The sequence below is a fragment of the Streptomyces sp. NPDC096012 genome (genome assembly GCF_040426375.1).
Lineage (GTDB): Bacteria > Actinomycetota > Actinomycetes > Streptomycetales > Streptomycetaceae > Streptomyces.
The window spans coordinates 71,015-85,693 of sequence record NZ_JBEOTD010000030.1 but is presented as its reverse complement, the minus strand read 5'-3'; the positions used below and the strand labels follow the sequence as shown (position 1 = coordinate 85,693).

Below are 14,679 nucleotides of genomic sequence, written 5' to 3'. Positions count from 1 at the left end.
TTGTTGAGGAGGTCACATGTGCGCTGCGCAGGTCCAGCTTCGCGATCGGGCGGCGGGCTTCGCCTTCCAGGTGCTGGGCGACCTGGTGGTGAGCAACAGCCGGGGTGTCGTGCGCATCACGCCGGGCCGGCAGCAGGTCCTCCTCGCTGCCCTGCTGCTGGAGAGCGGGCGGTTGCAGAACGTCGACCACCTCATCCGGCTGCTCTGGGTGGAGGAGCCGCCGGAGACGGCCCGAACCCAGGTGCAGATCTGCGTGTCGCGGGTGCGCAAGGCTCTCGCGAGCGCCGGTGCCGAGGCCACCATCGTGACCCGTGCGCCGGGTTACGTCCTCCACATCGACGACTCCGCCCTCGACCTCAACGTCTTCCGGCGCGCCGTGGCCGAGGCCGACGCGCTGGCCCGGCAGCACCGGACCGCCGAGGCGGCCGCCGCCCTGCGCGCGGCGGTCGGGCTGTGGCGCGGCCCGTGCCTGAACGGTACGCCCAGCGACGCGCTCGCCCGGGTCGCCCGGCACATCGACGAGGAGCGGCTGACCGCCACCGAGTACTACCTCGAACTCGAACTGGAGCTCGGCCGCCACCACCAGCTCACCGCCGAGATAGCCGCCCTGGTGTGCGAGGAGCCGCTGCGCGAGCGGCTGCGCGGCCAGCTGATGCTCGCCCTGTACCGCTCCGGCCGGCAGGCGGAGGCGCTGGAGACCTACCGGGAGGGACGCGCTCTGCTCAGGGAGGAACTGGGCCTGGAACCCGGCGAGGACCTGCGCAGACTGGAGCAGGCGATCCTCACCGAGGACGCTTCCCTGCGACTGGAGCAGCCCGCGGTCGCCACGGCCGCCGCCGACTCCCGGCCCGCCACGGTCCGGCCGATCGAGGAAGCGCCTACGGAGACAACGTTGTCGGACGACCGTCCTCCGGCCAAGCGTGACCACGTACCGCGGCAACTGCCCATGGACACCGCCGACTTCGTCGGCCATCAGGACCTGATCGCCGAGGTGGAGTCCGTACTCACCAGCACCTCTCCGGACCGGGCCACGGGCATCGTGGTCATCGCCGGACGGTCGGGCATCGGCAAGAGCACCTTCGCCACCCGGGTCGCGCACAAGCTGGCCGAGACCCACTTCACCGACGGCCAGCTCTACTGCCGGCTGCGCGGCGGCCGCGCGGACCCGCTCGCGCCCCGGGAGGTCCTCGGGCGCTTCCTGCGGGCACTCGGCCTGCCCGGACCGGCGATACCGGACTCCCTGGAAGAGCGGGGCGAGACCTACCGCAGCATGCTGGCGGACCGGCGGATCCTGGTGGTCCTGGACGACGCGGTGAGCGAGGAGCAGATTTTCCCGCTGCTGCCGGGCAGCCGCTCCTGCGGCGTCCTCGTCACCAGCAAGGCACGGCTGACCGCGCTCCCCGGTGCCCACCGCGTCACCCTGGACGTTCTCGACCAGCGGGAGTCGCTGCACCTGATCGAGAAGGTCGTCGGCGAGGACCGGGTGCGCGGTGAACAGGAGGCGGCCGAGGCACTGGCCGCCACCGTGGGAGGACTGCCGCTGGCGCTGCGCATCGTGGCCGCCCGCCTCGCGGCCCGCCCGCACTGGCCGCTGGCGTCCATGGCGCAGCGCCTCGTCGACGAGAACCGCCGCCTCGACGAGCTGACCCACGGGCAGATGACCGTACGGGCCAGCCTGTCCGTCACCTACGACAACCTCGCCGACGCCGACCGCAGGCTGCTGAGGCTGCTCAGCCTCACCAAGGGCTCGACGTTCCCCGGCTGGATCGGCAGCGCCCTCCTCGACGCCCCCGACGCCAGCCCCTACCCGTCGGACCTGATGGAGCCGCTGGTCGACGTGCAGATGCTGGACGTCGTCGGCGCCGACGGCACCGGGGAGCCGCGCTACGGGTTCCACGACATCATCCGGCTGTTCGCCCGAGACCGGCTGCTCGCGGAGTCCGACGAGAGCGAACGCAGGGCCGCCATCCGCCGGATGAGCGGCGCCTGGCTGCTGCTGGTCACCAAGGCGCAGGAACGCATCTTCGGGACCACCATGATCAACGGACCCGCCCCGCGCTGGCACCCGTCCGAGGTGCATGTCCGCAGCGTCCTGTCCGCACCGCTGGAGTGGCTGCACACCGAACTGGAGAACCTCAGCCTGACGGTGGAGAGCCTGGTGCAGGAAGGCGAGGACGACTACGCGTGGGAACTCGCCGTCAGTCTCGCCCCCTTCTTCGAGGCCCGCGGCTACCTCGACCACTGGGCGCGCACCCACCGCAAGGCGCTGACCGCAGTGCGCCGCCGCGGCAACCGCCTGGGCCAGGCGGCTCTGCTGGCCTCCCTGGGCACGCTGCACCTCAACCGTCGCAACCTGCCCGAGGCGCGCAAGGCGCTGACGGCGGCGCTGGAGCTGTACGAGACGCTGGGACACCACCACGGCCTGGGCATGTGCCGCAGGGACCTGGGCATCCTGGAACGGCTCTCCGGCCGCGACGCCTCCGCGATGCGCTTCTTCCAGGAGGCGGAGTCGGACTTCGAACGATGTCCCAAGCCCTGGGCGCGGGCGTCCGTGATCGTCCAGCGCGCGGTCGTCCTGCTGCGGCAGGGTGACGTCCAGCGGGTCGAGGCGGAACTCGGCGAAGCGCTGGAGATCTGGCGCGACCTGAACTATCTGGGCGGACAGGCCCGCGTGCTCCAGCGCATCGGCCAGCTCCACCTCCACCGGAGGCAACTGGAGGACGCCAACAAGGCGCTCACCGAGGGCCTGAACATCGTCCGGGACGACCGGGACGTGATCGGCGAGGGCTACATGCTGCTCGACCTCGGCCGGGTGCACGCCCGCCAGGGCGACCTGGCGCAGGCGGCCGCCCTGTTCGATCGGGCGCTCGACCTGCGCGCCGGCATCATGGACCGGGTGGGCGTGGCCTCCGTCCGCGTGGACCTGGCCGACCTGGCGCGGCGGGCCGGCGACCCGGCCGGGGCGCGCGCCCTGCTCGCCGAGTCCATGGCGGTGTTCGCGACCACGGGCATGATCGAGGAACACAACCGGGCTGCGGACCTGCTGGCCACGCTGCCCGCCGCGGACCTGGCAGCGGAGCGGTGAGCCGGGCACCGGCGCGGCCGCCGGTGCGTCGGCGGGTCAGTGCGCCAGGCCCAGCTCCTCGGAGAGCGACGACGCCAGCTGCGGGCGCAACACCTTCCCGGTCGCGGTGCGCGGGATGCGCGGCACCGGCACGATGTGCGAGGGCAGGAGTGCCTGCGGGAAGCGCGAGCGCACCGCCTCCCACGCGTCGGCGGTGTCCCCGGGCCCGTCCAGTGCCACCGCCGCGATGATGCGCTCACCGGTGAACCGGTCCGGGACCGTGACACAGGCCGCGTCGCGGACCTCGGGGAGGGCGCGCAGAACCCGGTCCATCTCCTCCAGAGAGACGGTCTCCCCGGACACCTTGGCGATGTTCTTCAGCCGGCCGGTCAGCACGACGAAGTCACGGCCCTCGTACGTCACCCGGTAGCCGAGGTCCTGGGAGTGGAACCACCCGTCGCGGAAGGCGTCGGCGGTGGCCCCGGCGTTCCCGGCGTAGCCGGACATCACGTTGAACCCGCGCATGCACACCTCACCCACCTGACCGGGTCGCGCCGGGCGGCCGTCCTCGCCGAGCACCACCACCTCGTTGCCGTACACCGGCACGCCCACCGACGGGATGTCCGGCTCCAGCACGAACCGCCGGTAGGCCGCCTCCGGCAGGTCCGTCGGCATCGTGGTGGAGAAGTTCGTGGTCTCGGAGAGACCGTAGCCCTGGAGCACCCGGGCCCCGAGCCGGTCGGCGACCGACCGTGCCGTGCGTGCGGTCAACGGCGCCGCCGCCGAGACGAAGTAGTCGAAGTCCGCGGGCACCTCCGCGCCCCGCCACGCCTCCACGATCGCTTCCAGCACCCCCGGAACCACACTCGCGATACGCGGACGGTACCGCCGCAGCGTCCTCGCGTACGTCAGCGGCGAGAACGACTCGGCGAGCACGGTGTGCGCCCCGGCCGCCATGGTGCCCAGCACCGTGAAGTGCGCGCCGTTGACGTGGTGGACGGGCAGACAGCCCAGCACCCGGTCACCGGGGACCAGACCGTGGTGGCGGCGCACCGCCTCGGCGTTGGCGACGGCGTTCACGTGTGACTGGGCGACCAGCTTCGACGCCGCGGTCGAACCGGACGTCGCGAAGTACAGGGCGTCGGCCGCCGGGTCGAGCACCGGCCGGGGCCAGTCCCGCTCCGCCACGTCCTGCCAGCGGGGCAGCACCGTGCAGCCGGGACCGGGCGCGTCGGTGTCCGGCGGGCACAGCACGGCCAGCGCGCCCACGGCCTCGATCTGCTGCGCCCGGCGCTCCGGCGGATCGGCCGGCCCGAGTACGAGCAGCCCGAACCCGGCGCGCAACACGCTCAGCAGTGCCAGCACCGACGGCACGTCGTTGGCCGGGGCGAGTGCGAGCACGGCCGGCCGGCCGGCGCCGAACTCGGCGCACAGCCAGCCCGCGAGGGCGCGGGTGGCGGCCTCGGCGGTGCGGTAGTCGAGGACGGTCTCGGTGCCGGCGTGGGACACGGCGGTGATCAGCGGCGCATCGCCCCGGCGGCGGGCGAAGAAGCGCAGCGCGTCGAACGGGGTACGCCACACCGAACAGGGGAAACCGGGGCCGGCCCCCAGGTAGGTGTGTGCGCGCAGGTGGTCGGTGGACGTCATGGTGGTGGCAGCTCCTCGTGACGCGCGGCGGGTCCGGCCGGGTGGGACGGTCCCCGCCGGACGGCTCAGGCTCGGGAACGGGTGGGGACGCGCAGGGCACCGGGGCGGCCGGACCGTTCCGCCCAGGCCACCACCGCGCCGGTCGGCAGGGCCGCGAGCAGGAAGGCTCCACCCAACACGAACCAGCCGGGCGTCCCCCAGTCGATCAGCAAGACGGTCAGCACGGTGGGCGCCAGCATCATCGCCGTCCCGTAGCCGGTCATCGCGAACCCCTGGTACTGCCCCTGCTTGCCGGCGGGAGCGAGAGTGAAGGTGATGTGCCACGACGCCGCCGACACCAGCATCTCGGCCCACACGTGCAGGGCGCCCGCCGCCAGCAGCAGCACGGTCGAGGTGAGGGCGGAACCGCCCGCCGAGAGCGCGAACAGCGTACAGGCGGCGAACAGCACCAGCCCCGAGGTCCGGCACGCCCGGACCGCGCCGGGCATCGTGCTCACCCGGGAACCGACGCGCACCTGGAACAGCACGACGCTGACCGTGTTCAGCACGAACAACACGGTCACCATCGCCGTCGAGGCACGGGTGTAGGTGGTGATCCACAGCGGCAGCACGATCTGGAGCAGCATCGAGTGCAGAGCGAGCACCGCCCCGAGCGCCGTGAACAGCGCGAACGGCCCGTCACGCAGCACCGCCCACTTCGGCTCGCCCGGCGGCGACGCGGGTGACGGTGCCACCGCCGGCAGGGTCGCGAGCAGCGCCGCGGAGGCCAGGAACCCCAGCGCGTTCCCGCCGATGACGACGGCGAACGCCGTGGGGGTGCCCCTGTGCAGCGCGAGGCTCGCCAGCGCGGCACCGACCGCCATCCCGGCGTTGTTCGCCGAACGGATCATCCCTTGCGTCCGCACCACCTCCCGGCCCTCCACCAACCCCGCGACGAGCGCCTGCTGCGCCGCCCGGGCCCCGCGCTGGAACGCGGTGAACGCGCACGCCACCACCACGAACACCGGGAACGAACGGACCAGCAGGTATCCGGCCGCGGCGAGCCCGTCGAGCGTCATGAACAGCACGGCGACGCGCCGGGGACCCCGGCTGTCGGCGAGATGCCCCAGCGGCACGCCGGCCAGCAGGCCGACCGCACCCGCGATGGTCAGGCCCAGCGCCATCGCGGTGGGCGTCAGCCCGGCGATCCGGGTGAAGTACAGCGCCGAACAGGTCAGGAACGCGCCGTTGCCCGCGGTCATCAGGACCCCGGCGGCGATCAGCCGGCGCGCGGGGCCGGAGGTCGGCAACATCTGTGTGCAGGCACCCTTCTCAAGTGATCGAGCGGCCGGTTCAGGACAGCAGCAGCCGGGGCCGGTGGACGTCGAGCCAGGCCGCGAGGTTCAGACAGCGCTCCAGCCCGCCGCGCATGGCCGGGGCCTTCCCGTCGTTCACGGCGTTCTCCAGCCACGCTCTGCTGACCAGGTCGAACACCGGGTGGTCCGCCGTGACGAGGAGCTCCTTCGCCTGCCGGCGCAGCGCGGCCGTGTAGCCCGGGTCCTGGATGGAGGGATACGCGCTCTTCACCCGGTCGACGACGGACGCGGGCAGCAGGTCCCGAACGGCCGCTCGCAACAGGCTCTTCTCCCGGCCGTCGAAGCTCTTCACGGCCCACGGCGCGTTGTGCACGTACTCGACCAGGCGGTGGTCGCAGAACGGCACCCGCACCTCCAGGCCGACGGCCATGCTCAGCCGGTCCTTGCGGTCCAGCAGCATGCGCATGAACCGGGTGATGCCGAGGTGGGAGGTGACCCGCCGCACACGGGTGTCCTCGTCGTCCCCCGGCAGGTGTTCGACCTCGGCCACCGCGTCGGCGTACCGGTCCGCGATGTAGGCGGGCAGTTCGAGGGCCGCGAGCAGTTCGGGCCGCAGCACGCCGCCGTCCCGGCCCTGGCTGCCCGCGGCCACCCCGTTGGCGGGTGACATCCACGGGAAGGTACCCGCACGCTGCGCCGCCGCGGAGCGGTGCCAGTGGTAGCCGCCGAACACCTCGTCGGCGCTCTCCCCGGACAGCGCCACCGCCGAGTGCCGGCGGACCGCGTGGAAGAGCCGGTAGAGGGAGACGTCCGTGTCACCGGTGCCGCTCGGCATGTCCCGGGCGGTGACCACCGCCCGGCGCACGGCCGGATCGGCGAGGGAGCCGGTGTCCAGCAGGATGTCCGTGTGCGCGGTGCCCACGTGCGCGACCATGTCACGTACGTAGGGGGCGTCCGGTGTGGGCCGGGCCGCGTCCGGTACGTAGTTGTCGCTCTGCCCGGCGAAGTCGACGCTGAAGCTTTGCACCTTGCCGCCCCGGCCGCCCAGCTCCCGCGCGGCCAGTGCGGTCACCGCGCTGGAGTCCAGTCCGCCGGAGAGCAGCAGGCACAGCGGCACGTCGGCGACCAGCTGGCGGGAGACGATGTCCTCCAGCAGCCCCCGCACCCGGGCGACGGAGGTGTCCAGGTCGTCGGTGTGCTCCGCGGTGGACAGCGCCCAGTAGACGTGCTCGCGCACGCCCCGGTGGTCGACGGTGGTCACCGTGCCCGGCCGGACCTCGCGCATCCCGGCCCACACCGCGTGCCCCGGTGTCTTGACGAAGCCGAAAAGCTCCCGCAGCCCGTCCAGGTCGACGTTGCGGGTGGCCAGCGGATTGGCGAGCAGCGCCTTGGGCTCGGAGCCGAACAGCACGCCGTCCGCCGTCGGCTGGAAGTACAGGGGCTTGACTCCCAGCCGGTCGCGGACCAGCACCAGCTTCGCCGCGCGGGCGTCCCACACGGCGAAGGCGTACATGCCGTTCAGCCGGTCGGCGACCTGTTCGCCCCACTCCAGGTAGCCGCGCAGCACCACCTCGGTGTCGCCGGCCGTCCGGAACGTGTGTCCGCGGTTGCGCAACTCGGCGCGCAGTTCACGGTAGTTGTAGACCTCACCGCTGTAGACCAGGGCCAGACTGCCCGCGGGGACGTCCAGGGTCATCGGCTGGGTGCTGCCGTCGAGGTCGATGACCGCGAGCCGCCGGTGGCCGAGCGCGGCGTGTCCGCGGGGGTCGGTCCAGGTGCCGACCGCGTCCGGGCCGCGGCAGGCCATGGTTCCGGTCATCGACGTCAGGGTCGGCTGCTCCTGGTTCAGGTCGCGCTCGAAGGCGACCCATCCGGCGATACCGCACATGTCACTTGTCTCCCTGGGGAAGCGAGGGGGCGGGGTGGGCGTGGGCGGGGTGACAGGTCCGGCGGGCGGCTAACGGGGAGCGCAGCGCCCGGCGTCGAGCGCACACCGGACACGGCGCAGGCTGCTGTCGCGGCCCAGTAGCGCCAGCGTCTCGTACAGCGGCGGCGTGACCGGGCGCCCGGTCAGGGCGATCCGCAGCGCGGCGAACGCCCGGCGCGCACCGGTGCCCAGCCCCTCCTTCAGCCGGAGCCGTACCGTGTCCGCCGTCCACTCCTCCAGGCCGGCCAGGAGGTCCGCGGCCTCGCCCAGCGCGACGGTATCCGTGTCGCCGGGGTGCGCGGGCACACCGTCGTCGGGCAGGAACAGGAACTTCAGGGACTCGGCCGCCTCGACCAGCGTCTTCGCGGCGTCCCGCACCAGCGGGACGGCGCGCTCCAGCAGCTCCCGCTGGTCCGGGGAGGGGTTCGGCGGCAGCGCTCCGGTGCGCACCACGAAGGGCAGCAGCGCCGCCGTGTAACCGGCCGTGTCCATCCGTCGCAGGTGCGCGGCGTTCAGGTCGGTGATGACGGCCGTGTCCAGCCGGACCGGACGCGTGCGGATGCGGCTGACGTCGTAGTCCTCGATCAGCTCCTGCCGGGTGAAGACGGCACCCGCGCGGGAGTGCGACCAGCCGATCGAGGCGAGGTAGTTGACGACGGCCTCCGGGAGGTATCCCCGCTCCCGGTAACCGAGCACCTCCGCCTCGGGGACGGCCCGGCTGAGCTTCTTGCCCCGGGAGTCCAGCACCGCGGCGATGTGCCCGAACCGGGGGGTGAAGGTGCTGACCCCGATGCGTTGCAGCGCCGCGCACACGGCCAGCTGCCGGGGTACGGAAGGCAGTAGGTCGTCGCCGCGCACACTGTGCGTGATGCCCATCATCGCGGCGTCCACCGGACTGGCGAGGGCGAAGAGCGGGTCACCGTTGGCCCGCACCATCACCGGGTCGGGAGTGCTGCGCGACGGGAAGACGATCCTGCCGCGCACCAGGTCGTCGTAGACGATCTCCTCGTCCGGCATCCGCATCCGCAGCACCGGGGTGCGGCCCTCGGCGCGGTAGGCGGCTTTGCGCCGCTCGGACAGCTCCCGGTCGCCGTTGTCGTACCCGGCCGTCGCGGGCAGGCCGGCCGCCGCGTTGCGCGCCTCGATCTCCTCCCGCGAGGAGAACGACTCGTACAGCTCGCCCGCCGCGAACAGCTTGCGGGCGACCTCCAGGTGGATCTCCCGGCGTTCGCTCTGGAGGTAGGGCCCGTGATCGCCTCCCACGCCGGGACCCTCGTCCCAGTCCAGGCCCAGCCAGTGCAGCACCTCCGTCAGCGGTTCGTAGTACTCGGCCATGCCGGTCGCCGCGTCCGTGTCCTCGATGCGGAGCACGAACCGGCCACCGTGGTGCCGGGCCAGCGCCCAGTTGACGACGGCCGCACGGAGCAGACCGATGCTGGGCGGCCCGATGGGCGAAGGGTTGAAGCTGGTGCGCACGCTCGCGGCCGCCCCCAGGGAGGTGGGCTGCGGAAGGGGCATCACGGTCTCGCTTTCTGTCGCCTGACTGGCTTTTTAACCGGCCGCGCGGCCGTCGCCGGTAACGGCGGGGCCACCGGCGGGTAATGCCGGGGCCCGGCGGCCACGCGGCGGCGGGGAGCGGTCCGCGAGGGGCCCGGTTACCGGGGAGTGCGCGCGGATTACCGGACCCGTTCGGCGGTGGCCGACACAATGGCGGACCCGTCCGGACGTGAGGAGATCAGGATGCCGGGAAGCGCCTTGACGACACACACCTGGGAAGTCGCCGCGGACGCCGACGAGGTCCACGAACTGCTGTGCCTGAGCGACCGGTACCAGGGGGAGCGGTACGGCTCGCCCGTGCCCCGGCGCAACACCGCCACCTCCGAGTCACTGGTCCGCGACGGCATGGTGCACCTGATGCGCAGCGACGGCCGGGCCGCCGCCATGTTCACCCTCACCCGGGTACCGGCCTTCGAGGAACCGCCGGACGTCTTCCCGCGGGCCCTGGCGCCCGCCTACCTCAGCAGGCTCGCCGTCCGGCCCGACCTCGTCGTCGCCGCCTCGCTCGCCGGACCGCTGTGCGTGCGGCGGGCCCTGAAGCTCGCCGCCGACAGCGGTGCGGACGTGCTGCGGGCCGAGGCCAACCCCGATCTCGCGGCCACCGTGGACTGTCTGGAGCTGCTGGGCTTCCGCCGCTGCGGCACGGTGTTCGGCGACACCGCGGGACTGCGGCGGACCCACCTGTACCGCCCGCTGCCGTGACCGTCAGTCGGTGTCACAGCCGAAGCGGTAGACGGTGCGGTGCCGGTGCACCTCGCCCGGGTCGAGCCGCGCGGAGGGGTAGTCCGGACGGTTCGGCGCGTCCGGCAGCGCCCCCGTCTCCAGGCAGATCCCGCAGCGCGGCCGCTCGGCGAACCAGTCCCCGGTGTAGACGCCGACGGCCGGCTGGTCCGTGGCCACCCGCAGCACCCGGCCGCTGACCGGGTCCGACAGCTCCGCGAGGACCGGACCGCCCCCGGCGAAGAAGCAGTTGTCGACGGTGACACCGTCGAGCGGGCGTTCCACGGTGAAGTCCCGCGCGGTGCCGCGCACGTCCTCCGCGGGGCCGGGCAGCGGGATCAGGTCCGCGTCGAAGCGCACCGCGTACGTCGCGTCCAGCCGCAGGCGGTGTCCGTCGACGGTGCCCCCGCCCGCGAGATTCCAGAAGGCGTGGTTGGTCAGGCCCACCACGGTGGGCGCCGTGGTGGTCGCGGTGTACTCGACCACCAGCGTGCCGTCGGAACCGACGCGGTAGTGCGCGCCCGCCGTCAGCTCGCCGGGATAGCCCTGGTCGCCGTCCGGGCTGCATACCGACAGCCGTACCTCCAGGGCGTCACCGTCCCGCGACGCCTCCGCCGACCACACGCGCCGGTCGAGCCCCTCGGAACCGCCGTGCAAGTGGTGCGCGCCCTGGTTGCGGTCCAGGGTGTGGCGCTTGCCGTCGAGGTCGAACTCACCGCCCGCCACACAGCGGCAGTAACGGCCCACGGTGGCACCGACATAGGGATTGCGCGAGCGGTCGAGGTAGGCACCGAGGTCGGGCAACCGCACGCAGACGTTGGCGTAGCGGTCCTCCCGGTCCCGGGCACGGACGTCGACGAGGGTGGCGCCGTAGCTCCACACCGTCATCGCCGGCCCGGCGCCGGTGTCCAGCGTGTACGACTCCACCTCCGCCGCGGGACGTCCGGCGCGGGCGGGCGCGACACCGACGGTGGTGCGCTCTATGCGGGGACCCACGGCCACAAGGACTCCTTCCGGCACCGGCGGCGCGGTGCATGTCTGCCCAGGGATGACGGGCGGCCCGGCCCGGCCGTTCGACGGTAGCCACGAACACCCCGCACCCTGCCCACCGCGCGGTAACCGCGGCGCCGCGGTCCGCACCGTGCCGGTAACCAAGGGGCCGCCGCACGCCGGACACGGCAGTTCCCGCGGGTGGCGCCGCAGTTACCCGGCTGGTTTTCCGGCGGCGTTAGCTTGCGGAGCACGGCGACGGTCCGATCCCCGGCGGCACGTCCAATCGAGACAGGTGAGACGAGACATGGAAGACGGCCTTGCGCCCACCGAGGGCGCGGTGTTCGACCGCCTGCACACCCTCCTGTGCGACCTGTTGTTGCTGGAGTCGGTCCCGGCCGACTACGACCTCAAGGACAGCGGCGTCTTCAACTCCGCCAAGTTCCTGGAGCTGTTCGTCGCGCTGGAGACGGAGTTCGACATCCCCATCACCGGCGCCGACATCGAACAGGACACCTTCCGCACCCTGAACTCGATCACCCGGTTCGTATGCGCCAAGCAGGCGGTGGCCTGACGTGGCCGCCGGCATCACCCTCACCGGTTGCACCCCCGCCGACCACGCCGAGGTCTGCGCCCTCCAGGAAGGGCTGTGGGCCGGAGGGGCCACGGGCAACCGGGCGTACCTGGAGTGGAAGTACCACGCCAACCCCTTCCTCGACGACCGCTACACCGTGCTGGCCCGCACCGGGCCGGCCGACGGCTCCGCACTGGTCGGCATGGTCGGCGTGTTCGGTTCCCCCTGGGAGTACCGGGGACGCCGCTTCACCCTGCCCTGTCTGACCGACACGATCCTCGCGGACGGCCACCGCAACAGCCCGCTCTTCCACGAGATGGTCGACGAGGTACTCACGCGGCTGCGCCGCGACGGCGTCCCGTGGCTGCTCGACTTCGGCGACCAGGGCACCGTACCGGCGCTGCTCATCCGCGGCTGGCAGCAGGTCGGCGTCTGGGGACAGTCCGTGCTGACGCGGACCACCGGCGCCGGCCCCCACGGCCCCTGGGACGACCTGCCCGTCCTGCGCGGGGCGCGCTCCGGGCTGCGCATCACCGCCGCACGCACCCCCGACCTCGACGCCATGACCGACGTCGCCCGCGACGTGCCCGACGACGGCCGGGTCCGGGTGGCGCGCGACGCCTCCTACTTCGCATGGCGCGCCGCCAACCCCCTGGCCCGCTACTTCCACCTCGTCGCCCGGTCGGAGGAGGGACGCGCGCAGGGCTACCTCGTCGCCCACCGCTCCGGCGTGGACGGCGACGACGGCCCCACCCCGACCACGGTCGTGGAGTGCGAGGCCCGCACCGGGGAGGTCTACGCCGACCTGGTGCGCACCGCCCACGAGACCCTGCCCGGCACCCGCGTGCTGATGTGGACCCGGGACACACCGGAGGCGGCCGCCAAGGTCCTGGCCGACCTGGGCGCCGGGTTCGTCGAACCGACCGGCCGCCCCACCCGGGACCGGCCGCTTCCCAGCCTGCTGATCCGCGAGACCGGCGCCGCACCGGCCCCGGCCGGACTGCCGGACCTCACCCGGCTCGACGCCTGGGACTTCCGCGGTGTCTCCGGCCGGGGCTGGCGGTAGGGCCCTTGTGACGGATATCCGCGGCGTCGCGACGCCCGGCACCCCCATGCCTGAACGGCACGGCCCCGTCCCCACCCCACGCCGAGGGCACGCACCGGACGCCGCCCCATGCTCCACGAAGATCCATCGGAAGGGCCCCAGGCCGATCCGGAAGAAGCGGCGCCGGTCCGCAGCGGACCCGGGCCGTTCCACGAGACGAAGAAGGGCAATCACGTGACCGGTCACCGAGCAGGCGTGTTCCCGGGCGCCACCCTCGTCGGCGAACGCCGGCGGCTGGCGGCGTCCTCCGTGGTGGAGCTGATCGGCCGCCGCGCCGCCGCCACACCCGACGCGGTGGCACTCGAGTGCGGCGCGACCACGGTCACCTACCGGCAACTGTGGCGACGCAGCATGTCCATCGCCGCGGGACTGCGCGAGAGCGGCGTGGAGACCGGTGACATCATCGGTGTCATCGCCCGCCGCGACGCGGAGACGGTGGCGGCGATGATCGCGGTGATGGCCAACCGCGCGGCCTACGCGCCGATCGACCCGACCAACCCCCTCGGACGCGTGCGGCTCATCCTGGACCAGGTCCGGCCCCGCTGCGTCCTCTGGGACGGCACCGGCTCCGTGGAGTACGCCTCCGGCTCCCCGACGGTGGACACCACACACCTGCCCGACCTGCCCCCGGACGCCGCCGCCCCGGTACCGGACAGCGGCCCCCGCCACGACGACCTGGCCTACGTCGTCTTCACCTCCGGCTCCACCGGAGTGCCCAAGGGCGTGCTGGTGGAGCACCGCTCCCTGGTCAACTACATCGGCTGGGCGGCGACCCACGTCCTGCCGGACGCCGGCGGCGCCGCCTGCCCGCTGTTCGCCAGCATGAGCTACGACCTCGCACTCACCACCCTTTGGGTGCCGCTGGCGCACGGCCGCACCATCGTCATGATGGAGGGCTCCTGGGACTACGCGCGCCTGTACGCCGAACGGCCCCGCCCCTACGACTTCATCAAGGCCACCCCCAGCCACTTCCGCCTGTTCGAGCGGATGCTGCGGCCGGAGTACCGGTCGGCCGCCAAACGCCTGATGATCGGCGGGGAGCCCCTGGAACCCGCCATGCTGCGGCAGATGGGCGACCGGCTCGACGGTGTGGAGGTCGTCAACCACTACGGACCCACCGAGACCACCATCGGCTGCTGCGCCCACCGTTCCACGGTGTCCGACCTGCCCGACCTGCCCACCGTGCCCATCGGTTCGCCGGCCTGGAACACCGGCGCCTACGTGGTGGACGACCGCGGCGCCCCGGTCGGCGTCGGCGGCCACGGCGAGCTGATCATCAGCGGATTCGGCATCGCCCGCGGCTACCTCGGCGGAGGCGGTGGCGACCGCTTCTTCGACGACCCCGAATTCGGCGGCAGGTCCTACCGCACCGGCGACATCGTCGAGGTGCTGCCCGACAGGGTGCTGCTCCACCTCGGCCGCAAGGACGGCCAGCTGAAGGTGAGCGGCCACCGCTTCGAACCGGCCGAGCTGCGCCGCCACGCACTGTCCCTGCCGGGCATCGCCGACGCCGCGTTCGACGTCATCCGCGGCGGCGTCCTGGATGCGGTGGAGGCCTTCGTGGTCCTCGACGAGGAGGGCGCGCGGACCCCGCCCACGGAACGCGACATCCGCACCCGGCTCGCCTCCCTGCTGCCCGGCGAACTGGTGCCGCGGCGGGTGCACATGGTGCCCGTGATCGAGGTCAACGCCAACGGCAAACGGGACATCCAGGCCACCAGGGCGCTCGTCGAGGCGCGGACGGCCGTCCCCGGGGCGTGACGCCGGTACGGGCGCAACGTCCCGGCCCGGACCAGGAGA

The 14,679-nt window shown here is 73.0% G+C and carries 10 protein-coding genes; 5 read left to right on the top strand and 5 right to left on the bottom strand.

What is annotated here, in order from left to right:
- Nucleotides 1-16: 16 nt before the first annotated feature.
- Nucleotides 17-3,085, top strand: coding sequence for an AfsR/SARP family transcriptional regulator (locus ABVB68_RS25980; protein ID WP_353603545.1), 3,069 nt, complete (start codon nt 17-19; stop codon nt 3,083-3,085).
- Between the two features lie 36 nt (nt 3,086-3,121).
- Here ABVB68_RS25980 and ABVB68_RS25975 read toward each other — a convergent pair whose 3' ends face one another.
- The 4 genes from ABVB68_RS25975 to gltX all read right to left on the bottom strand — a co-directional run bounded on the left by ABVB68_RS25975 (nt 3,122) and on the right by gltX (nt 9,451).
- On the bottom strand, nt 3,122-4,711 hold the full coding sequence (locus tag ABVB68_RS25975; RefSeq protein WP_353603544.1) for a class I adenylate-forming enzyme family protein: 1,590 nt from the start codon (nt 4,709-4,711) through the stop codon (nt 3,122-3,124).
- Nucleotides 4,712-4,776: 65 nt separating this feature from the next.
- Nucleotides 4,777-6,003: an MFS transporter gene (locus tag ABVB68_RS25970; protein ID WP_353603543.1), complete on the bottom strand. Its 1,227-nt coding sequence runs from the start codon at nt 6,001-6,003 to the stop codon at nt 4,777-4,779.
- Between the two features lie 40 nt (nt 6,004-6,043).
- The gene (gene asnB / locus ABVB68_RS25965; RefSeq protein ID WP_353603542.1) at nt 6,044-7,894 is read right to left on the bottom strand and encodes an asparagine synthase (glutamine-hydrolyzing); all 1,851 of its coding nucleotides are present in this window, start codon (nt 7,892-7,894) and stop codon (nt 6,044-6,046) included.
- Nucleotides 7,895-7,963: 69 nt separating this feature from the next.
- Nucleotides 7,964-9,451 (bottom strand): glutamate--tRNA ligase, encoded by a 1,488-nt coding sequence (gene gltX / locus ABVB68_RS25960; protein ID WP_353603541.1) that lies wholly within the window; start codon nt 9,449-9,451, stop codon nt 7,964-7,966.
- A gap of 237 nt (nt 9,452-9,688) precedes the next feature.
- Here gltX and ABVB68_RS25955 point away from each other — a divergent pair, with 237 nt between their 5' ends.
- Nucleotides 9,689-10,192, top strand: coding sequence for a hypothetical protein (locus tag ABVB68_RS25955; protein WP_353603540.1), 504 nt, complete (start codon nt 9,689-9,691; stop codon nt 10,190-10,192).
- 3 nt (nt 10,193-10,195) lie between these two features.
- Here the strand turns inward: ABVB68_RS25955 and ABVB68_RS25950 are convergent, their stop codons facing one another.
- Nucleotides 10,196-11,206, bottom strand: a complete 1,011-nt coding sequence (locus ABVB68_RS25950) for an aldose epimerase family protein (protein ID WP_353603539.1) — start codon at nt 11,204-11,206, stop codon at nt 10,196-10,198.
- A 301-nt stretch (nt 11,207-11,507) separates the two neighbouring features.
- Between ABVB68_RS25950 and ABVB68_RS25945 the strand changes: the two genes are divergently transcribed.
- The 3 genes from ABVB68_RS25945 (at nt 11,508) to ABVB68_RS25935 (ending at nt 14,640) form a co-directional block, all read left to right on the top strand.
- Nucleotides 11,508-11,774 (top strand): phosphopantetheine-binding protein, encoded by a 267-nt coding sequence (locus ABVB68_RS25945; RefSeq protein ID WP_353603538.1) that lies wholly within the window; start codon nt 11,508-11,510, stop codon nt 11,772-11,774.
- Nucleotide 11,775: 1 nt separating this feature from the next.
- Nucleotides 11,776-12,840 (top strand): hypothetical protein, encoded by a 1,065-nt coding sequence (locus tag ABVB68_RS25940; RefSeq protein ID WP_353603537.1) that lies wholly within the window; start codon nt 11,776-11,778, stop codon nt 12,838-12,840.
- A gap of 213 nt (nt 12,841-13,053) precedes the next feature.
- Nucleotides 13,054-14,640 carry an amino acid adenylation domain-containing protein gene (locus ABVB68_RS25935; protein ID WP_353603536.1) on the top strand — a complete coding sequence of 529 codons (1,587 nt, stop codon included), beginning with the start codon at nt 13,054-13,056 and terminating at the stop codon, nt 14,638-14,640.
- Nucleotides 14,641-14,679: the final 39 nt, after the last annotated feature.